Raw genomic sequence first — 21,039 nt, forward strand, 5'->3', positions numbered from 1 at the left:
GACGCCCGCGAGATCCACATCGAGTACTGCGACCAGTGGAAGTCATGATCGACAGTCGCCGAGCACGCGCCGGCTACGGAGGGCGAGACAGGCATTCGGACAGTTCCAATACCCCACGTCACCATTAGCACCCGTGTCGCACCTGCAACTGGAGTCCATCCTGGCGGCCGCGGAGACCACTGCCGACGGCCAAGACGTCGAGAGTCTGGACGATGTCTTCGCGCGCCTCGCTCGGGAGACGCAGGGTATCCAGGACATTGACAGCCTCCTCGAGGCGGCTCCGTGAGCCCCCGCGGGCGTCGTGCTGCCCGGCCACCATCTGGGCACCGCGCCGAGGCCCCGCTTGCTCAAGGCACACTGGTGGTGACCGTACTGAACAAAGCGGGCCACGCAAAGGAGTTCGACTTCGCGCAGTTGGCCGTGGCCGCGCCGATGCAGCAGTCCCTGGCTGCCCGTTTCGCCGCCCAGTCCGTCCGGTGGACGAGCCACGGAACGGCGGAGAGTACGTGGAAGAAGCTGCACCTGTTCGCGCGGTTCCTGTCCGAGCTGGAGAACCCGCCGTCGGACTTGGACGGCTTGACTGCGGCCATGCTCAAGCGTTGGCGCACGCAGCACATCGGTTCCAGTGCGGGGCGGAACGCGCTGCAGCTCGTCCGTGCCCTGCTCTGGCGGGATCCGCGACTGGCTGACGGACCGGTGGCCGAGGAGCTTGCCCGGCGCATTCCGAGTTCCAGTCCGAGTAAGCAGTCCTACGACGAGGAGGACCGAGAACGGGTGCGGCTGGCCGCGCAGAAGCAGTTCCGGGCGGCCCTGCTACGGATTCGGGAGAATTCTGAGCTGCTGCATCAGTGGCGGTCCGGCACCCTTGACGAAGGTAGCCGTGAGTGGCGGCTTGGCCAGATCCTCGACGAAGTCGCCCGCACTGGTGACGTCCCTCGCAAGGTCGGCCCGCAGGGCAAAGCCTTCATGAGGAACCACCGTCTCCTGGGCGGGAGGAGGCCCGAGGTCACCTGGGGGCGGCTGTTCCTCACCCGCGGCGAGCTGACGGCGCTGGCCGTCCTCCTTACGGACAGGTTCGGATGGAACCTGTCCGTCTATGACCGCATGCCCACGCCCACCACTGCGCCCGCAGTGGCAGAGACAGCAGCCAAGACCTACCAGATTCAGATCGAGAAGCGCCGCCGTGGCGGCGGACGTTGGTACTCAACGGAGAACATCACCGACTCCGGGGCCGACTCTCGCGGGCGACTGATCACCCAGGCCCTGGAAGCGACCGAGCACGGACGTCATCTGGCCGCCCGCCTGGCCCCAGGCACTGATCTGCTGATGGTCGCCCGCACAGGCCGGATCGGTCAGGAGCACGAGAACCTGGACCGCCCTATGCCGGTCGGTCCGCTCGCCTTCGGCGTCTCGGGCACCGACGGCAAGCGGTGGGCGCGGGCACACCAACTGGGCGGATCGCCGTTCCAGCGGACGCGCAGGACGACGGCGACTCGCGAAGGCCGTCCGTTGCAGCAGACGCAGGGGACACACGAGAGCGTCTACGTCCTGCCGGACAAGCACGTCCAACGAGCCGCCCAGAGCGTCATCGCAGACGGAGCGGCCGAGGCCCTGGAACAGGCCCGGGACGTCGTGTTCAGGGGCCGCCTGAGTCCACAGCGAGTGCCCGGGCACCAAGAAACGGCAACGGCCGACTGCGAGGACGCGGCGGCCAGCCCCTGGCCGGCCGCGGACGGCGACTGCGGGGCGGACTACCTACTCTGTCTGGCCTGTCCCAACGCTCACGTTCACCCTGACCACCACCCTCGTCTGGCCCATCTGCACCAACGCCTTCTCAGCCTGCGCTCCGCACTGCCCGAGGACTCCTGGACCAAGCATTGGCAAGATCACCTGCTCCGGCTGGACGACCTGCGCAGCAAGTTGGGCCCGGCGTCCTGGAGTGCCGCCCTCGGCCAGGTCGACGAGGACGACCACCTCGTCATTGATCTCCTGCTGGAAGGGAACCTCGCTCCATGACCAGCGCCCTCGCCCACCAGGACGACCCCTACACCTTGCCCCTGCCTACGGGCGACACACCGGTGGTGCTTCCTCAGTGGATTCGGCCCGGCAATTCGCACCACAACGCGCGTTTCCGGGACGTGCTCTGGCCGCTGGCACCGCTCATCGACAACCCCGGAGTAGACCTCACCGCGATCAACTGGGAGAAATGCCCCCGAGACCTCCACGGTCAGGTGAAGCTCGCCGCCTGGACCATGATCAACGGACGCCTGAGATCCACGTATCTGCAGACCCGCGGTGCACGGGCCCGAGCTCGCCGCTCCGCCGGCGTGCTTCAGGTCACCTGTCGTGAATGGATGCGGCTGGCCCGCTGGCTTCACGCGCATGGGATCACAGATCTCGCTCAATGCGACACCGACGCATGGCGGCGGTACATTGCCCAGCGCTGGACGGACAGATGCAGCCGGACGGAAGCCGAGAAAATCCTGGGGCGGCTGACAGACCTGTGGCTGTTCGACCAGCTCAGCGCACGTCCTGCCGGAATCGCCCGTCCCCCGTGGGACACCGAGGGCGCCGACGACTTCCTTCCCCCTGCCGACACCGCCAGTGCCGGGACCGAGAACTCGACCGAGCCGCTCGATCCCCAGGTCATCGGACCACTGCTGGTCTGGGCCATCCGCATGGTCGAAGACTTCGCCGACGACATCCTGGCCGGGTGGGCTGAACACTGTCGCCTGCGATCTCTCGCCACCACAAACCGGACAACGCTCTCTGGGCGAGTCGAACTGGAGGCTCTGGTGCTGCCACTTCTGCGCGCAGGGGCCCAGCTGCCCGCCATGGGAAGGCAGGGAACCCACAAACTCGCTCGCGCCTACCTCGCCGGCACAACCGGCGCTAGCCTCGCCCAGGTCGACCAGCTGAATATTCGGCACGGGCTCACCTCGCTCGCCGCCCAACGGCCTGGCCCCTGCCCCATGCAAGTACCGGTCACCGGTCGCATCAAGGGAAGCCCCTGGCGCGAATCCCTTGACTACCACGAAGCCGCCGAGTTGATGCGGCATCTCGGAACTGCCGCCTTGGTGATATGCCTATATTTGACGGGAATGCGTCCGCAGGAAGTCGCAGCCCTGCGGTCAGGCTGCTGTCCTGACCCGCAGCCTGCTTCAGACGGCACCGTCCAGCGCCACCTGATCCGCAGCCGTCACTTCAAGAACGTCACCGATCACGACGGCAACCACGTCTCCGCCGGTGAACAACGCGCTGTCCCCTGGGTTGCGATCACCCCTGTCGTCCGTGCGATCCGAACTCTCGAACGCATGGTTCCCCACGGTGAGCTGCTGTTCAGCGCCACCCATCACGACTTCCTGGGACGACGAGGCCGCCATGGAGCGTTGAAGAAACACGCCCTGAACCTTCGGATCGAGGACTTCATCGCATGGGTGAACCGGGAGGCCCAAGTGCAAGGGCTGTCGGACCAGTCCATCCACCAGGACCCCCACGGCGCGCTCGGCATGTCCCGCTTCAGAAGGACCCTAGCCTGGCACATCGCCCGACAGCCCGGAGGACTGGTCGCGCTCGCGATCCAGTACGGACACCTGCGGACCATCTTGGACGCCCGGACCTCGAGCGGTTACGGCTCCCGAAGCCGCGGAGGCATCCACTCCGTCCTCGACATCGAGACGGCCCTGGCGGCCGCTGACACCGCCGCCCACCTGCGCGACCGTGTCGCTGCTGGGGAGAAGGTCTCCGGCCCGGCCGCTCGCCGGGCATTGACCGCTGCTGCGATGACGCCGCGGTTCGAGGGCCGGATCGTCCCCACGACGTTCGCGAAGAAGGCCGCCAGGTTCCTCGCTCGGGACGGCGTCGTGCTTTACGACAACCCGGACGCCTTTCTGATCTGCGCGTTCAAGCGGGACAACGCGCTCTGCGAACCCGATCCGGGAGCGACCGCGCCGAGGCAGTACGCCTGCCAGCAAGGCTGCGGCAACACCGTCCGCACCGACTCTCACGCACAGCAGATGCGGGCAAAGGCCGACGAGATCGACCTCAAGGCCACCTTCGTCCCGGAGAAGCTCGCCAACCGGCTGCGTCGCAATGCCGACAACTTCCGCAAGATGGCCGACGCCCATGACGCCACCGCCCAGACCGCCGAGGCTCTGAAATGAACCAGCAGAACCAGGACGAACGCACCTTCATCCGCGAGGCGATGGACCGGCTGCTGGCTGGCAAGGCCACAGCTTCCAACGGCAGCCTCACCGCCGCCGCGCTCGCCGCCGAGGCCGGCGTCCACCGCATGGCTCTCTACAAGCGGCACGCAGACCTGAAAACCGAGTTCGAAGAACGCGTCCGCACGGAGACCAAGCAGGTCCCGGAGACGGAGAAGCAGCTGCGGGCGGCCGTCGCCAAGCTCAAGAAGTCGGTCGCGAACCAGAAAGCGGAGATCGAGGATCTCCGTCGGCAGGTGACCCTGCTCGCCATGGCCGGCGCCGTCCTCGTCGACGGACAAGGCACCCCGTCCGCCCCTGAACTGCCTCCCGTCGATGCCCCGGACAACGTCATCCCGTTCCGCCCGCCAACCACCTGAGCTCCTCAACTACGTAGCACGTGAGCGCAGGGCTGCCAGGTTGCCCTACGTCGTCGGGGGTGGGGCGTCAACCGAACCGACCCCTAGGTGCGTGTCAACAAGGCCAAGAACAAGAGGGAGCTCGCCGATCAGGTAGTACTCACGTCCTCGAACTGGCTGCTTCCCATGAGCTTTGAGTTCCCGTAGCAAGGTTTTCTCCAGGAGGGGTGCGTCGTTCCCAGGGAGGTCCGTGAGCAAGCGCACTAGTCGATCGAACCCGTCTGATTTGTGGAATCTCAAGCGCTGTCGTGGGTCACCGGAAGTAATGCCAAACTTTAGATGCCCATCGGACTCGTTCACGACCACGTAAAACACGTTCCATTCGTATCCTGCGCAGAACCTGCAGATTCCCTGCCCTTGCTGCACGCCGGCGGGCCTAACGGTGGTTGTGTGTCCATTCCTGCATTGCACGAGATGTGGGACCTGGCCACCCCGCCAAGATTTTTCCTTGACTCTACCTCCGAGTCCGGCTACCGTCTTCTTGAAATTCTCCCAAGCAGTCTTCGGGTCTTTACCTGCACAGCTGCGGCACATGGTATGACCTTGCTGTATATCGTTAGGCCTCGGCGAGGCTATGTGGCCTTTAGGACACAAAACTTGGTGAGATGCATTAACCCCCTTCCATGCCTTGTAGATGGCGACCCCGCCGAGCTCCTCTATGGCGTTTCGGAAATACGCCTCGGCAGTTTTTGTGTCCAGGCCGACGCAGATTCTACATATACCCCTACCTTTCCCTGCCCCGCTTGGCCAAACTGCTATTTCATGGCCGCCCTTACAGCGAACCTTGTGTGGCGTTCCGGATCCTAGCCACTTTTCCTCTAGGACCTCTGCTCCCAAAGCGGTCATTCTACTTACGAAACTTTCCCATGCTCTTACTGAGTCATTCCCAGAGCAGGTGAAACACATTCCCTGACCGTTCTTTATGGAGCACGGCCTAGGACTGCACGTGTGCCCTTTTGGGCACAAGCATCGGTGAGGGGTCTGCGCCCCCAGCCAAGCCTCTTCCAGAACTTGACCGCCCAAGGTGTCGACCAGTTCCTTAAATTCGCTCAGCATCTCTTTTTCGCGGGCTGCCCTATTGCAGACTTTGCAGATACCGTCCATCTTCAGGAGGTTGATTGGTTTGATTGATGACTCATGTCCTTCTGCGCAGCGGACTGAATACAATACCTTAGTGCCTGCCCACGGATTCAGAACCTCTCCGCCATGGTCGTCGATCTTCTCTTCGAAGTCTTTTTTCATCTGACTTGAAGAGCCCCTGCAGGCCGCACACGTGATGCGTCGCGCCTGCTGCACCGAATTGGGAACTAGAAATAGTTCATGCCCTTCCTTGCATTTCGCACGATGTTTTCCCTTAGATCCCAAATATTCCGATTCGATGACTTCGATGCCGCAGGTGGCAGCCTTGATTCTAAATTCCAGCCAAGAGCGCGCCCGGACTTCATTCATGTTCCCTGTGGGCATCAGCTACCCTCACCCCTCCCCTGTGGATCACTTTCTAGGCGATTATCGCCTAGAAAGTGATCCACGAGGGCCATTTCGTACTGGGCTTCAGCTCATGATGTCGGGGGACGCCTCTATGTCCTGATCCGAGACCGTCGCGCCTTGGACCTGCTTGCGCCAGACCTGCCGCCGCTCCATCGACCGCACGCTCACCCGCAGCACGTCAGTGATCTCGCCGTTCTTCTGCTCGCCTTCAAGTCGCTTGACGGCCGCCGCCGTAGTCGCTCCCGCATGGCTCTCTCAGCGTCGGTCAGCCCGTCACCCTGCGCCTACCTAGCGCCCCTTGCCTACCAAACCCAAGCAAACGTAGCTAGGTGAACGTCCATGACATCACTCAGTCAAGTTCAGTAGCGAGGCCGCTGGAGCCATCACGCTGTGGCGGCCGCGCCTCGTCCCAGGGCCCTTCGAGTAGCCAAAGAATCTGAACACAAGAACTTGACAGGGAAACCCGTCAGCTGGCCGTACGGGTCATGGGTGATCACGATGTCCGGGCGGACCTCACGCAGGTGTCCCACGATCCGGCCGATGACCTCCTCCAGCGGGGCATCGACCAGCCGGGCCCGGCCGGGCGCCGACTCGGGAATCCGGGCGTCGGCGTAGCCGAGCATGCGCGGTGAGCCCGCCCCGAGGGCCCGTACGGAGTGGGCGAGTTCGACGGCACGGTGGCTGTCCGGCGCCCAGGTGGCGGTGACGACGCCGGTCCGTGCCCCCGAAGCGGCGTGCTGTGCGAGGACGCCTCCGGCGACCAGCGCCTCGTCGTCGGGGTGCGCTTGTAGCCGGGGTTGTGAACTGACCGTTGACCGTCTTGATGCTCTGGCACCGATGGAGCTGGTGCCTAGCACAGAGCCGTGCTCTTCACCGTTCAACGAGGTCTCGTCCTGCTGCTGATGTTCGTCACCTTCGAGGCGGATTCAAGGGCTGTCTGAAGTCGTTGGGTGCGGAGGGCAAGGTGCTGGGCTAGGCTCGTAGGCATGGGAATCGACTGGGAGAACATGCTCGGCACAAGCGGCAACGGCCTCAACGACGCCTACGACAGCGCGGTCTCCGCGGTCATCTACAGCGATGACCCGGGGGAGGACCGCCGGCCACTCCCAGTCGGCGAAGAGCACGACGACACCGACGGCCTGCGCTGACCTGAGCGCACACACGAAAACGCCCCGGTGAGCCGGGGCGTTTTCGTTAGGGGTGCTACCAGAGGGTGGGGCCGACGAATCTGGCAGTAAGGCGGTCTCAGAACGCTGTGCGGACATCGCTGCGGGGGTCTCCCACGGGGGTCCGTTCGTCGTAGAGTCCGGCTCGGGCAGAGCGCCTCCAGGGGCGGGCGCGGCGAACGGCCATGTTGATGTCTTCGTCCTGCGAGTCGAGGTCGATGTCCGCGATCGCCAGGGCGGGATGTCCGTTCGCGGGGCAGCGCGCCAGCCACCGGCCGCCGGGTGCCACGATCCCGGACGGCGCTGTAGCGCTGAACTGGGCCGGGATGGCGTAGCCGATCCAGTAGTTGTAGAGCGTTCCGTACGCCTGAGCGACACGGGCCCGGGGCGCGTCGTCGACCATCACCGACAGCAGGACGCAGTCGACGTCCAGGCGTTCGTACTCGGCGAACACCTCCGGGAAGTTGGCTTCGATGGACAGCGCGAAGCCGAGCCGAATGCCGTCCACCTCGATGACGAGCGGCTGGTGTCCTGGGGAATACAGGTAGGACACCTCGGTGTGTGACAGGAACCTCTTGTCGTACCGTGCGACCAGCTGGCCGTGGTCGGAGACGACGTAGAGGCTGTTGTGCGGTCGGTTCGGCGGTGTGAGCGGGTGGATCGATCCGAACACCGTCCACAGGCCGAGCTTTCCCGCCAGCGCGGTGATCGACTCCGCTTCCTCGCGCATCACATCCCACGCGGCACGGCTCCAATCAGCAGGCACCAGCTCGCCGGCCGGGCCCGCCGCCATTACGTGCTTGCTCGGGTAGGTGATCGCCCCCTCGGGGAATTGCACCAACCGCGCACCAGCCTCGGCGGCCTCGACCATCAGGGCCCGGATCTCTTGCCCGGCTGCCCGCAGTGCGCCTCGATCAGTGGGATCTTCCGGCACCGTGCTCTGCGCGACCGCCAGCCGCAATGTCCTGGCTACACTGAGGGGTTCGTCGGGGGCAGAAGTCGTAGTCATCGCTCTCCGATGGGTAGGTGCTTGCTCGTGGGCGCGGTGAAAGGGCGGTCGGCACGCGGCCGAGGTGTCAGTGGGTCAGCTGGACTGGGTCGCCCTTTGCGTCGGTCTGGATGATCCGGTTCCGGTCGGCTTCGGGAAGGCGGGCGAGGATGCCGGGCAGGGGTCGCTCGCGTGCGACTTCGCCGCGGTGCGTGAGGATCGCCGCCCACTTCATGTCGGCCCACGGTGTGACGTCGACGCTGGTGGTCACGTACGAGTCAGGTACCGCGAGGATGGTCTTGCCGACGGCCTCCAGAAGCGGCCCGAGTGGGTTGTGAACTGACCGTTGACCGTCTTGATGCTCTGGCACCGATGGAGCTGGTGCCTAGCACAGAGCCGTGCTCTTCACCGTTCAACGAGGTCTCGTCCTGCTGCTGATGTTCGTCACCTTCGAGGCGGATTCAAGGGCTGTCTGAAGTCGTTGGGTGCGGAGGGCAAGGTGCTGGATCTGAGCTGCGGCGAGGGCAAGCTGAGTGACCAGGTCTCGGTTCTGTCGCCGGAGCTTCGCATTGCGGGCGATGAGCTTGTCGTGCTCAGTTGGCCCGCGGCGAGGAGTGGCGGGTGCAGCCCGCTGTTCGGAGATCTCTTGTGCGATCTCGGGGTAGCGGCGACGGAAGGTTGTGTTGGTCAGGTTGAGGCGTCGGGCCAGCGTGAGGACGCTGGGTCTGGCGTTGGTTGCCCGGCAGGCGTCCAGCATCTCCTGGAGGTGCTTGCGGACCAACGCTTCGGGCAGATCGGGGACTGGGCGGGTCATGCCGGGAGGATCTCCTGCCCGTTGGCCACCAGGAAGGCCACAACCTCAGCCCGCCGGTTTTGATGGAGTTGCTTCAGGCGGGGCGCCAGTGTCGGCCGTGAGTCGAGCCGCTTGTCGATGCGGGCGATCTCGCGTTGCCAGGCGGCGACATTTTCCGGCGTGAGCGTGACATTGCGGCAGGCCAGAGGCAGGCAGCCGCCGTGGGCAGGCAGACCCTCGCTGTTCCCGCGGCGCGCTTTCTCGCAGAGGGCCTTGGCTGGGTCGTTCACACAGGTGATGTACTCGCCGGGGTAGATCGCCGGATCGTTGCGCTTCATGATCCTTCTCAGGCGGTGCTTGTCCAGGGCGAGCTGGCCCTGGAACTGAACTCGATCTCCGAAGTCCGTCAGGCGCCGGGTGGCCTCTTCGGCTGATGGGCCGACGAGGTCGAGGTGCTGGTGGGCTTCGATCATTTCCATGTAGACCTCGCCGCGGGCGATGGCCTGCTCGCTTTCGACCTCGGCTCGGAAGCCGGAGTCGCTGGTGCCGGCGTAACCCTCGAACATCCGGATCGACCGGTGCCGGTATTGCAGGGCGCCGGCGATGACTCCGCCTGGGTGCCGCGCGATGAACCAGGCCAGGGTCCGTCGGAAGTAGCTGGTCTTGAGCTTGAAGGGCCGGCCAGCACTGTCCAAGATGAGGTCGCTGCGACCCCGGTCTGCGCAGAGCTGGTTCACGAACACCACGAGCTCGTTGAGATGTGTGTTGGTCGCTCTATTGCCCACCACCTCGTTCGATGACTTCTTGGTGCCGTTGCCGTGAAGGAGCCCCGCGAAGAGGTAGTCGCAGGTCGTGGGCTGGAGCTTCTCGAGCATCTCAACTGCGCGGACGACAGTTGCGCAGACCGTCCATGTCGCCGGGACGCCCTCCACCTCGTCCTCCCCCTTGAACGCGAGGCTGCTGAGTTTCCAGCGGTAGGGACGGCCGTCTTCGTCGTACTTGATCTCGATGCAGTCCCGCTTGATGTGCTTGACCTCGCTTTCTCGCATGCCACTGAGAAAGGCGATCACCACGTAGCAGGAAGCCTGGAGAATGCGGCCGAGCCGGGCCAGGCCGTTCGCTGTCTCGTGACTGGTAGCGATCGAGTCAACCCACGGTGCTCCGTCCAGACGCCCTTGGATGGTTCCGTTAAGGAATGCGCTGTCGACCACGCCGACGACAGCGGCCGCGGTCGTGAGGGCATCTGGGTGAGGACGGATGCTTCCCTGCCGGCAGCCAAGGAGACGGCCGAATTGGCTGAGGCTCGGCTGTCCGCGCCAGCCGGGCAGCGGACGTCCGGCGTCGACGTGTTCGTCAAGGATCGCCTGCAGACGTGGTCCGACATCGGCTCGGTCCCGGTTTGGGCCAACGCGGATGTCGCGAGTTGCCCGCCATTCCCGATCCGCTTCGAGGATGTCGGGGGCGAAGTCGTCGATGAAACGCAGTGCCCAGACCAACAAGGGCCCCATGACTTCCTCGGGCAGCCGGTCAGTCTTGTTCTCGCCCCGCGCGGTATGAGTCGACTCCCTCCATCCGTCGAGGTGGAGCGGGTCGAACCGCAGCGCATGTTCCCCCATCTGCAAACGCCAACGCCAGAGCACCCGCACTCCGCCTCGAGAGGACTCTCGCTGAGAGCGATTGTTCGGGAAACGGGCCAGGAGGTGTTTGCCGTAGTCCTCGAGATCGCCTGACGACAGCAGGGACAGTTCGTTCTGCTCCGGTGGCCACCGATTGTCGAGCCACATCACGAACCGTCGAATCTCAGTGAACATGCCTCGGATGGTGGCGACGGTTGGGAGTACTTCGCCGTCCGGAGGCTCCAGAGAGAGCAAGGTGTAGAACAGCTGCTTGGCCGCCGGCCGAAACCGCTGAGGCAGGGACAAGAAGTTGATGATCAACGCGTACTCGTGGATCTTGAGGCGCGCGGGCGTCAGATGCCAGACGTCGTGGCTGTAGCGGGAGGTGTCCTCCAGCCGGGTTCCCGGCCGCAGCGGGCGGCCGTGGAGAACGTATGGGTCTTCGAGCGTGACGGCGGTGGGGTTGGAGGCGAAGATCGCAATGCTCACGGCTGTTCCCAGGGTGGTTCGACCAGGTCGAGAAGGGCGTCGGGCAAGGACTGCTCTCGTGCTTTGCTGACCTCTGCCGGGGAGAACTTGGCGAGGATGTCTCGCCGGACTGCGACCCATGCAGGGCCGTAGCGTCTCCACCAGTCGTCCTCGCACACGCGTTGGCGTAGGACGCCCAGGGCTTCCAGCAGGGCCAGGAGCCGGGGGAGATGATCTCGGGTGACTAGGCAGTTTCCGCAGTGGAAGCAGGCGAGGAACGAATCGTCGCAGGGTGCTCCAGTCTCCGGGTTGTGATCGTGGTCCTCGCAGGCCGTCCAGGCGGTGTCCAGGTGCCCGTTGGAGAGATCGCGGGCGGTCTGCGGGGCGAGTCCTGCTTCCTCGAGCTGCTGGGCGGAGGAGTCGTCGGTGATCACCTTGGGGCCGCCGCCGCGGCGTCCGCTCACCGCCGCGTGAGCGTCCATGGCAGCTTGCTCCGCATCCCTGAGAGCCTCGGTGATCACTTCCTCCGCCCACTCGCGGGTGGATTCATCGGGCTTGAGGTAGTTGGTGAACAAGACCTGGGCGGTGTTGCTCTTCGCGGAGGAGGGCAGGTGACCACCCAGCTGACGAGTCCGACGGGCATCCACACTCGTTTTGATCTTGTTGAACGTCACTGTGAGCGGGACCGGAGGTCCTTTCGCCGGGCCATCTTCCGGCGCCTTCGCTTTCGGGGAAGGCCGCGGATCAGCGAGTACCGGTTTGGTCCTCGTGGCTGCCCAAGTAGACATTTCGATCCCAGAACCGAGTGCGAGGTCCATCTCAAACGGAGCGAAATGCTCCGCCCGGCCGCGTCTTGCGACGGCCCAGTTGTTGCGCCAGAAACAGATGGCCGAGGAGGAGCCGCAGATCTCCCGGCTGCGGCTCGTCAGCTCGAGCAGGAGGAGGTAGAGGCCGCCAGGGGTATGCAGCTCACGCGATTTGGGACCGATTTCCCAGGTCACCGTCTCGAACCACCGCTGGACTCCATGGCGCCGTTTCACCAGCACGACCTCGACCGCCCGGTCCTCCAGCAGTCGGTGCCTGACCGGAAGCTCCTTGAGGCTTTCCCCGTTGCGTTCAGTGACCACGGCGAGAAGAGCCATCACGGGTGCCAGGTCCGCCCATGTCATGAACAGATGTCCCGCTAGATCGGCTCTCCGCCGAAGCCAGTTTCGGTCGCCCTCCAGCAGAGGGATCACGCCGGTCTCCGCGATCCGGACGAGAGTCGCCCCTAACTCCCGCTGCTGAGCATCCAAGCCTCCCGGGTCGTCCCGCGCCTGGCGAAGGAGCTGTTCGCCGGCGCGGATGCGCCGGGCGATCCGGGACACGTCTGCTCGGGCCGCAGCCGTCAGCCGCTCCAACTCGCCATGCGAGTAGCCTCCGACTCCCGCCTGCTTGGGCCTGTTCAGCCTGCGCTTGAAAGCATCCCAGGTTTCAGCGGGAAGGCGGCGGGAAATCCGCTGGTTCTCGAACTGCTTGCACATCTCGCGCATCTGGATATGCCGCGTACTTTCGGCAAAGCCGGGGCGAGTGTAGAAGGCATCCACGTGTTCGCGAGTCAGTTCGTCTACGGCTTCCGGCGGCCGCTCCAGCGAGGCCAGGAATTGGATCCAGGCTTTGGCCGAGGACCAACTGGTCCGGCTTCCCGACAGAGTTCGGATCCCGCCGCTGTGCCCGACCCTCAATGCCAGGGCCTCGGCCAGAACCGGATGCCAGCCTGGCATCGCCAACGGTCCGAAGTCGTAACTCGCCCGGCGGTCGTCATCACCATGGAAGTCGACGACCAGACTGCCCGCGTTCCCTTCCCGGACCGGCGGCGGAGCTTCGTAACCACCGGGCGGAAGGGCGGACGGGCGTCCTGGACCAGTGCTGCCACGGCCGCGGCTTGTCATGCCGATGCCTTCATGGGCAGATCCTGCGGCGGCGTCTCGTGCCCGAGATCCATCAGCGGCGTGTCCCGGGGGTCCTCCCAGGCGTCAGGGACCAGGGCCATGCGTGTCTCCATCTCCAGTTCCTGCAGGGCATGCAGATAGATCAGGGTCGAAAGCTGCGAAGCGTGGCCGAGCCTGCGACGGATCCAGTCCATGGGATCGCCGAAGATCCGCTGGTAGTGGAGGCGCTGGGCCTGATTCATGTCGGCGAGCTGGGCGATGTGTCCACGCTGGAGTTGCTCGAGTGTGATGACTGCGAACGTGTGACGCAGGAGGTGGGCATGAGCTCGTAGAGCCAGGCCGGCCTCCTCGCACCGGCGGTTGGCGTCGGTGAACACGTCCTTCCACGTCGACAAGGACAACGGCAGCCCGCTCTCGCCGAGCCAGAACATCGCGGGCTCAAGGCCGTCCTCGGTATCCACCAGCAGTCGGCGTCGCTCACGCGGGTCGAGGAGCCTGACGTTGACCTTCTCGCCGCGGTTGACGCCGCTCGTGTACCGAGCCATGTGCGGAGTTCTCGGATCATCGATCACGAGAGGGCGCCGGATCTTCCCGTAGCGGCCTGCGTCACGGGCCTCCTCGACGACCCACCGTCGGTCCGCGGCCTCGTAGGCGGTCAGATCGCGTCGGACCGACGCAGGCTCATAGACTCAGCGTCCCGAGTTCCGCTTGGCGATCGCCCCAGGCAGCCAGAACTTGCTGTAACCCGCCGGGCCGGGCCCCGTCGGGACTTCCAAGGTGATGCGACTGGCCTGCTCCTCCAGCCTCATCCCCGTGCGGACCAACGAGTCAGTGAAGGCGCCATTGCGCGGTGCCCACCGTCCGCGGAAGTTGTCCCGGGGCAGGCCCTCACGGTCGTAGCCGAGGACGCCGATGTCCCGCCACCGGCGGTACGCCGGCGCAGGCAGCCACTCGAAGGCTTCCTTGCCACCTTGGTCGTGGGAGTACGTCGCCGGCACCGTGTCCACGACGTCGTCCGGCACCGGGCGCCGTCGGCCCTTCTTCTCCTCGTCCCTCGCATCGCGTCGGGGGCGCTGTGGGATCGGGACTGACGGGACCCAGGATTTGGACTTGGCGAAAACGTAGAACTGCTGAATGTGAGAGATCTCCTGGCTCCACGTGTCGCCATCCACGCGTGGCCCCCTCGGATCACGGCGGCGCCAGTGATGGTAGGCCGCGTGATCTTCCTCGGTAGCGTCCCGCCAATCCTTCCCGCCCCGGCTCTTGTGGAGGAAGTTCAGGTTCCGGCAGAGGGCCGACGCCCGGTTGAGCTGACTGTTCAGCGGTCCTGCCATCAGGTTCACCCGATGGAAGTACGAGTTCAGGTCCGTGTCGTAGACGAAGCACGGTGACAGGAGGTAGGGAGTCCCATCAGGAATACCCAGGTCATCGAGCCAAAGCTCCCACTCATCCGACGAAACCTGCAGGTGCCAGGGCCGCAGCTCAGCCTGCGGCAGGTCCCGCGAGCTGTAGTGCACTGACCAGGCGTCTCGTCTCAACACCCGCGGACCGTACATCCAACCGGTCAGTGACCGAACGTGCACAAGTGCGCGAAGACGCCGAGCAGACTCGGTAGTGGCACGGGGGTCTCCCTGTTCGGTGGCGGACGTTGACGGCGGTGGCTCGGGGGGTTCAGGACGGGTGGGCCGAGACGGGGTCTCCGGGCAGCCGTTTGGCACGGCCGGCCGGCCAGCCGCGGAGCGAGGTCCGGTCAGCCGCCGCGGGCGGCGACCTGGAGCAGTTGCGCTAGGGCGACCGGCTCGCCGGTGGTGCCGGCGGGGGTGGTGAGGACGTGGGCGAGGGTGTGGCGGATGCGGATCCGGATGCGGATGCGGATGCGGGGGCGGTCGCGGGGGCGGTCAGGCTGTAGGAGCGGCGACGTGCTCGGCGAGTAGCGCCCGCTCGGCGTCGCCGAGCGGACTGAACCCATACTTGTCGAGGTAGTGCCGCTGCCATTCCTCGCGGACGGCGTATGCCACGGTACTGCTCCTCGACTGGTTGCGGCCGGTGGACAGTGTGCCGGAGGGAGCGGTGGACGGAGCGGTGGACGGTGCGGTCTTCGCGAGCGGCTCGCGGTACGGAGCCGCGCCGGGGTCCGGCGGACGCGCCCCGGCGTCGTGGGGCCCGTCCGCTGGGGGCGAGGCGTCGGACATCCGCCGCGGGCCGCGCAGCGGGGACCGGGCCAGGACCGCGAGGGGGTACGACGAGCAAGCAGGCGCCGGCGGCCAGTGACCGCTCACCCGGGGCCGAGGAGCGGCAGCAGGAGGGTGGAGCTGGCGTGGACGGTGTTCACGGACACCCCGCCGACGGGCTGGTGCTCCATGCCGAGCGCGTTGGGGACGCCGCCGGGCGCGTCGGAACTGCCGACGGTGAGCCGGAGCCGGAGCCGGTGACCGGGTGACCGGGTGACCGGGTGGCAGCCGACGGGCGTTGGGGCACAGGGGAATCCGGTAGCGCACCGTTTCCCCCGGCGGCACGGCCCTGGGCGTCGTACACGCCATCACGGGCCGGCCGGGGCCGCTCTGCTCCTCGTCGGCCTCGCGCAGGGAGGACCGCTGCCAACCGGGGGTGGTGAAGATGGCGTTGCCCTCCTCGACGACGGCCTCCAGGGCCACGATCCATGAGGTGTCGCACTCCGTGATGGCGTCTCGAGCCGCAGCTCGATGTCGCCTGCGAAGTCGAAGCCGACGGGCAGCGGGGGTGTCGTCCAGCTCAGTACGCCGGGAAGGTCCGGCCGGTGCGCGGCTCGTGCGGGACGGGCCACGGTCTCCGCGTGCGCGAGGTAGCTGCGGCTGCCGTCGGGCAGGCTGTCCGGTACCAGGGCGCCGTCGGCCTGGAACGTGAAGGGGGTCGGTACGCCGGGCGCATCGTCACCCTTGACCACACGAACGCCGAAGTCACCTTTCCGGTCCACCGTTCTTCGCGGCACTCGGTCGTGGACGTCGTCAACGGCTCAGACACAGGCGCCGAAGCGGGCCGCCGTGGCGAGGAGCACGGCGTCGGTTCGGTGGCGGGCGACGAGCTGGAGACCGACCGGCGCGCCGCTCGTCGTTCGTCCGGCGGGCAGCGTCAGCGCCGGATGGCCGGAGAGGTTGAAGGCCCAGGTGAGTGCCACGCTCATGCGTGGTCCGGGACCGTCGTGGCCGTGCGGGGGATGCGGGGTGGTGGGGGTGGCGATGATGTCGACCTGGTCGAAGACGGCTCGCAGGCGCTCCTCGTTGGCCGCGACCAGCGCCTCGGTGTCCCGATCGGGAGACCCGGTGCGCAGAGCGGTCCAGGCCGGGGCCGGGTCGTGCAGCTCCACCGGCCGGTCCACGACCTCGCACAGCCCGGTTCGTGCGATCCGGTGCAGGGCGCGGCGGGCGGTGGCGGCGACGTCCGGGTCCGTGTCGGCGTAGCCCAGCGTGGGCGTCCACGCCACCGTCGGGCTCCACGCCACCGTCGGGCCCCCGGCCGGGGGGAGCGGGGTGCCGGTGGGGGCGACAGCGCCGAGGTAGGCGGCGGCGTCCTCCGGGCTGCGGGTCAGCACGCCGGGGGTGTTCAGTCCGGCGCGGTCCCGGGAGGGCAGCAGCCCGTTGGTGGGCTTGAATCCGATGACGCCGCACCAGGCCGCGGGGATGCGGACCGATCCGGCACCGTCGGATCCGGTGGCGAGCGGTACGAGCCCGGCGGCGACCGCGGCCGCGGAACCGGCGGAGGATCCGCCGGGCGACCATGCGGGGTCGAGCGGGTTCAAGGTGGGGCCGCGGTCGGTGGAGCCGTAGGTCTGCCAGCCGGTGCCGGCGCGGGGGACCGAGGTGGCTCCGACCGGCACGCATCCGGCGGCGACCAGGCGCCGGTTCTGGAACGAGCCGCGGCCCTCGCTCGCCTTGACCCCGATCGGTACCCCGGCCAGCGGGAGGCGGGCCCCACGGGCCACCGCGGCGTCGACCTCGGCCGCCGCGGCGCGTGCCGGGTCAGCCCAGAGGGCCGTGAAGGCGCGCAGGGCGCCGTCCCGGTCGGCGCACAGCGTCAGCGCGGTCTCGACGACCTCGCGGGCCGTGACCTCGCCGTCGCGGACCAGGCGGGCGATCGCGGTGGCGGACAGGGAGGCATACAGGTGATCGTCGAGCATGAGGTCCCTCGCGTCTCGTCTCGCCCCGGCCAGCGGCGGCGCGGGCCCTGTGCTCCTGTCGCCGCGACGGGAGCGGCGCGGGTGGGGTGTGGGGCAGGAGGCGGGCCCGAAGCGGCCGACGGTGATGCCGCGCGGGCTCGCCCTGCGGCGGTGGTGTCGGGCGTGCGGCCCCCGTCGCGGCCCTGCTGGCCAAGGCCGCACACCCTTACCTCGGAACCTACTCCGGCCCGGCCCCGCGGCGACGGCCGGGTACGCACCTCGTACCGTGCAACTCGTACCTCGTACCTTCCGGTGATCGTTGAGGCGGCGCTCCCCCCCCCCGTCCCCTCAGGTCCGGTTCGGCGGCTCCGCGCGTTCTCGCGTCCGGGCGGGCGGGACGGCGTCGTCCAAGGCGCGTATCAGGCGGTCCATGCCCTGGAAGTCGCCGGGAACGAGTTCGAGCAGGCAGCCGCAGCGGGCGACGACGCGCCGGGCGTCCCCCCACCGTTCCAGTTCGACGACCTCGTCGAAGCGGTACTCGTGATACCAGTCGTCCTGGCACCAGACGAGCGAGCGCGGGGTGCGCACGATCCGCTCCGCGTCCCCGCCGCCCCCGCGCCTGAGCCGGGCGCGCAGCGGGCGGCCGTGCACCTCGCCGCGGGGCGGGGGCACGTCCCACCGCTCGCAGACCCGCGTGTGCTCCAGGCGCTTGCCGTCCAGGCCGGTGAGCGAGGGGGGTGTGCCGTGGGGGACGACGAGCAGCGCCCCCGCCACGGCCCGCTCCACGGCCTCGCGTACGTCGGCGGGAGTGATCGCCTCCAGCGCCCGCACCATGGTGGGGCCGTCGAGGTAGGGGACGCCGTACAGCTCGCTGTCCGAGGCCGCCTGCAGTTCGGCAGGGACGGACGGCTGCCGGACGAAGCCCTTGCGGCACCAGGCGACCTCCTCCTCCACCTCCTCGGCGGTCGGTGCCTCGCGGGCGAGCCGTACGGCCTCCCCCCACAGCGCGGCGGCCACCGCGTCCTCGCGGCCCTCCTCGGCGTCGAGGAGGAGCATGCGCTCGACCGAGCCGGCGTCGCGGGCCGTCAAGAACGCCTCGACCGCGGTGGCGATGCCCAGCCGGTCCCTGACCAGCCGCTCGACCCGGGTGATGAGGATCTGGTGGCCGATGCGGGCGGCGGCCGAGCCGACCGGCACCTCGTAGGCGAGGGCCACCCCGGTCAGGTCGCGCCGGGCCCATGCGTGGCCGGCCAGCACGCGGGGCGTGCCGCGCGAGGGCCGGGCCCCGTCGGGCAGTGGCAGCCGCAGCCCGGGTGGTACGGGTCCGGTCACCATCAGTGCGGCGTTGGCCCGGGTGAAGTACGTGGCGGCATGGGTGCGGACCATCTCGGGGGTCAGCTCACGGTATCCGGTGCCGTGGTGGCAGGCGAGGCCGAGACCGTGGGCGCCGTACCGGGCTCCCAGTACCTGGGAGATCTGCTCGTCCACGGGGGCGGCCTGCTCGATGTCGAGGCGTCCCGCGACGTGTTCCAGGCGGTCCAGGGGCAGGTCGGACAGGGTCCGGCACACCGCCTCCAGGAAGTGGGCGGCTTCATCGAGGGTGCCGTAGCCGTGGAACCGCGTCTCGTCGAGGCCGAAGAACGATCCGAAGTCGGCCTGGTCCACGGCCGCCAGCCGGTCCATGACCAGGGCTTCCACGAGGTGGGTGCCCCCCATCGTGCGGAACGTCTCGTGCCGCGTGCCGCAGCCGAACCGCAGGGCGACACCGGCCAGCAGGCCGTCCCCTTCCAGGATCGAGAAGACCGGAACGCCGTCGGTTTGGGTGCGCTGCATGGCAGCAACCCTAGGGGGTGTCGTCAGACTCGTTCTTGCCGTGGGGCGCCTGGCACGCACGCTCGCCGCGTTGTCGGGATCGCCCCTGTACATCCGGTACGCGGGCGGCCCTCCGCCTTGCGGGCGCACCGCACCGGACACCGCACGGCCCGCCCCTGCGGGCGTACGGAACTACTGTGACGACACCACTGTGACGACACCCCCTAGCCAGCACCAGGCCCTTTCTCGGGGCGTCTCTTTCGGATCCCCGGCCGCCGGTCAGCGCGGCGGGATGATGTCGGGGGCGCCGAGGCGGACCGCGTCGGCGGTCCGGTCGTCCGGCTGCTGCTGCGCCTCGCGTTCGGCCGCCACCCGCTTGAGGTAGTGGTCGACCTCGCGGTCCTGGTGGGCCCGGTCCCATCCCAGGTGCGGCGCCATCAGTTCCGCGACGGTCCGGGCGGCGTCCACACCCCGGTCCCACGACTCGATGGAGATCCGGGTGCGCCGGGCCAGGACGTCCTCCACGTGGCGGGCCCCCTCGTGGGTCACCGCGTAGACGGCCTCCACCCGCAGGTAGTCGTCGGAGCTCGGCAGCGGCTCCCCGAGCGAGGGGTCCTCCGCGACCATGGCGAGCAGTTCGCGCACCAGTGAGCCGTAGCGGTTCAGGAGGTGCTCGATGCGGGCCACGTGCAGCCCCGAGCGTGCGGCCAGGCCCTGCCGGGAGTTCCACAGGGCCGGATAGCCGTCGGCGCCGAGCAGCGGGACGCGCTGGGTGGTGCAGTCGGGCACCTTCTCGTCCAGGCCGCGGACCGCCTCGTCGACCGCGTCCTTGGCCATCACCCGGTACGTCGTGTACTTGCCGCCCGCCACCACGACGAGTCCGGGTACCGGGTGGGCGACGAGATGCTCCCGCGAGAGTTTGCTGGTCTCGGCCGCCTCGCCGGACAGCAGGGGGCGCAGGCCCGCGTACACGCCCTCGACGTCCTCGGGGACGAGGGGCGTGGTCAGCACCGCGTTGACGTGCTCCAGCAGGTAGCCGACGTCCAGGGAGCTGAGGGCGGGGTGGGCCTTGTCGAGGGTCCAGTCGGTGTCGGTGGTGCCGATGATCCAGTGCCGCCCCCAGGGAATGACGAACAGCACGCTCTTCTCGGTGCGCAGGATCAGCCCGGTGCGGGAGTTGATCCGGTCGCGCGGCACCAGCAGGTGCACGCCCTTGGACGCGCGGACGTGGAACTGCCCGCGGGTGCCGGCCATCGCCTGGGTGTCGTCGGTCCACACACCGGTGGCGTTGATGACCTGCTTGGCCCGTACCTCGGTCTCCTCGCCGGTCTCCAGATCGGTGACGACGGCGCCCACCACCCGCTCGCCCTGCCGCAGGAAGCGGCTGACGCGGGTGCGGTTGGCGGCCAGTGCTCCGTAGGCGACGGCCGTGCGGGTGAGGAACATGGTGTGCCGGGCGTCGTCGACCTGGGCGTCCCAGTACTGGACCGCGCCGACCAGGGCGTCGGAGCGCAGCGCGGGGGCCTCGCGCAGGGCCTGGCGCTTGAGCAGGTGGCGGTGGTGGGGAAGGCCCCGGGACGTGCCGGAGGCGGTGGCCATGATGTCGTACAGGAGTACGCCGGCGCCCACGTACGGGCGTTCCCAGACCCGGTGTTGCAGGGGGTAGAGGAAGGGCACCGGACGCACCAGGTGGGGGGCCAGGTACTGGAGCAGCAGCCCGCGTTCCTTGAGGGCTTCGGCGACGAGCCGGAAGTCCAGCATCTCCAGGTAGCGCAGTCCGCCGTGGATGAGCTTGCTGGAGCGGCTGGACGTGCCCGACGCCCAGTCCCGGGCCTCGACCACGCCGACCCTCAGTCCGCGGGTGACGGCGTCCAGGGCGGCCCCGGCGCCGACGACGCCGCCGCCGACGACCAGGACGTCGAGCTCCCCCTCGCCCAGCCGGGCGAGGGCCTCGGCGCGTGCCCCGGGCGAGAGAGCCACCGGATCCACCATGGTCTCCTCCTGTTTGACCTGTTTGACCTGTT

The 21,039-nt window shown here is 67.8% G+C and carries 17 protein-coding genes and 1 pseudogene; 5 read left to right on the forward strand and 13 right to left on the reverse strand.

Features of this window, described 5'->3' with window-relative positions; all coding sequences use genetic code 11:
* The first annotated feature begins 133 nt into the window (after positions 1-133).
* The 4 genes from OTB16_RS12855 (at position 134) to OTB16_RS12870 (ending at position 4,582) form a co-directional block, all read left to right on the forward strand.
* Entirely contained in the window at positions 134-286 is a 153-nt protein-coding gene (locus tag OTB16_RS12855) for a hypothetical protein (protein ID WP_267720263.1), read from the forward strand.
* A gap of 77 nt (positions 287-363) precedes the next feature.
* Positions 364-2,016, forward strand: a complete 1,653-nt coding sequence (locus OTB16_RS12860; RefSeq protein ID WP_324290807.1) for a hypothetical protein — start codon at positions 364-366, stop codon at positions 2,014-2,016.
* Positions 2,013-4,163: an integrase gene (locus OTB16_RS12865; protein WP_267720265.1), complete on the forward strand. Its 2,151-nt coding sequence runs from the start codon at positions 2,013-2,015 to the stop codon at positions 4,161-4,163. The genes OTB16_RS12860 and OTB16_RS12865 overlap by 4 nt, the downstream gene beginning before the upstream one ends.
* Complete coding sequence (locus OTB16_RS12870; RefSeq protein ID WP_267720266.1) at positions 4,160-4,582, forward strand: hypothetical protein; 423 nt, start codon at positions 4,160-4,162, stop codon at positions 4,580-4,582. The genes OTB16_RS12865 and OTB16_RS12870 overlap by 4 nt, the downstream gene beginning before the upstream one ends.
* Positions 4,583-6,564: 1,982 nt before the next feature.
* Here the strand turns inward: OTB16_RS12870 and OTB16_RS12875 are convergent.
* Positions 6,565-6,948 (reverse strand): annotated as a pseudogene (locus OTB16_RS12875) (PIG-L deacetylase family protein); the annotation flags it as partial.
* A 147-nt stretch (positions 6,949-7,095) separates the two neighbouring features.
* Between OTB16_RS12875 and OTB16_RS12880 the strand changes: the two are divergent.
* Positions 7,096-7,257 carry a hypothetical protein gene (locus tag OTB16_RS12880; RefSeq protein ID WP_267720267.1) on the forward strand — a complete coding sequence of 54 codons (162 nt, stop codon included), beginning with the start codon at positions 7,096-7,098 and terminating at the stop codon, positions 7,255-7,257.
* Positions 7,258-7,354: 97 nt separating this feature from the next.
* Here OTB16_RS12880 and OTB16_RS12885 read toward each other — a convergent pair whose 3' ends face one another.
* The 12 genes from OTB16_RS12885 to OTB16_RS12935 all read right to left on the reverse strand — a co-directional run bounded on the left by OTB16_RS12885 (position 7,355) and on the right by OTB16_RS12935 (position 21,007).
* Entirely contained in the window at positions 7,355-8,284 is a 930-nt protein-coding gene (locus OTB16_RS12885) for a carbon-nitrogen hydrolase family protein (RefSeq protein ID WP_267720268.1), read from the reverse strand.
* A gap of 67 nt (positions 8,285-8,351) precedes the next feature.
* A complete protein-coding gene (locus OTB16_RS12890; protein WP_324290808.1) occupies positions 8,352-8,534 on the reverse strand; it encodes a hypothetical protein in 183 nt (60 codons plus the stop codon).
* Positions 8,535-8,675: 141 nt separating this feature from the next.
* Positions 8,676-9,077, reverse strand: coding sequence for a hypothetical protein (locus OTB16_RS12895; RefSeq protein WP_267720269.1), 402 nt, complete (start codon positions 9,075-9,077; stop codon positions 8,676-8,678).
* Complete coding sequence (locus OTB16_RS12900) at positions 9,074-11,161, reverse strand: hypothetical protein (RefSeq protein ID WP_267720270.1); 2,088 nt, start codon at positions 11,159-11,161, stop codon at positions 9,074-9,076. Before OTB16_RS12900 ends, OTB16_RS12895 begins: the two co-directional genes overlap by 4 nt.
* Positions 11,158-12,903, reverse strand: a complete 1,746-nt coding sequence (locus OTB16_RS12905) for a hypothetical protein (protein WP_267720271.1) — start codon at positions 12,901-12,903, stop codon at positions 11,158-11,160. The genes OTB16_RS12900 and OTB16_RS12905 overlap by 4 nt, the downstream gene beginning before the upstream one ends.
* A gap of 164 nt (positions 12,904-13,067) precedes the next feature.
* Positions 13,068-13,643: a site-specific integrase gene (locus tag OTB16_RS12910; protein ID WP_267720272.1), complete on the reverse strand. Its 576-nt coding sequence runs from the start codon at positions 13,641-13,643 to the stop codon at positions 13,068-13,070.
* 117 nt (positions 13,644-13,760) lie between these two features.
* Entirely contained in the window at positions 13,761-14,612 is an 852-nt protein-coding gene (locus OTB16_RS12915; RefSeq protein ID WP_267720273.1) for a type 2 periplasmic-binding domain-containing protein, read from the reverse strand.
* 209 nt (positions 14,613-14,821) lie between these two features.
* Positions 14,822-15,040 (reverse strand): hypothetical protein, encoded by a 219-nt coding sequence (locus OTB16_RS12920; RefSeq protein ID WP_267720274.1) that lies wholly within the window; start codon positions 15,038-15,040, stop codon positions 14,822-14,824.
* Positions 14,970-15,821 carry a CocE/NonD family hydrolase C-terminal non-catalytic domain-containing protein gene (locus OTB16_RS39535; protein WP_420717691.1) on the reverse strand — a complete coding sequence of 284 codons (852 nt, stop codon included), beginning with the start codon at positions 15,819-15,821 and terminating at the stop codon, positions 14,970-14,972. The genes OTB16_RS12920 and OTB16_RS39535 overlap by 71 nt, the downstream gene beginning before the upstream one ends.
* Positions 15,822-16,063: 242 nt before the next feature.
* Positions 16,064-17,224, reverse strand: coding sequence for an amidase (locus tag OTB16_RS12925; protein WP_267720275.1), 1,161 nt, complete (start codon positions 17,222-17,224; stop codon positions 16,064-16,066).
* A 327-nt stretch (positions 17,225-17,551) separates the two neighbouring features.
* The gene (locus OTB16_RS12930) at positions 17,552-19,036 is read right to left on the reverse strand and encodes a peptidase M16 family protein (protein WP_267720276.1); all 1,485 of its coding nucleotides are present in this window, start codon (positions 19,034-19,036) and stop codon (positions 17,552-17,554) included.
* Between the two features lie 258 nt (positions 19,037-19,294).
* Entirely contained in the window at positions 19,295-21,007 is a 1,713-nt protein-coding gene (locus OTB16_RS12935; RefSeq protein WP_267720277.1) for a glycerol-3-phosphate dehydrogenase/oxidase, read from the reverse strand.
* Positions 21,008-21,039 lie beyond the last annotated feature (32 nt).

Origin of the sequence: Streptomyces antarcticus (assembly GCF_026627255.1) — a bacterium.
In the GTDB taxonomy this organism is placed as follows: domain Bacteria; phylum Actinomycetota; class Actinomycetes; order Streptomycetales; family Streptomycetaceae; genus Streptomyces; species Streptomyces antarcticus.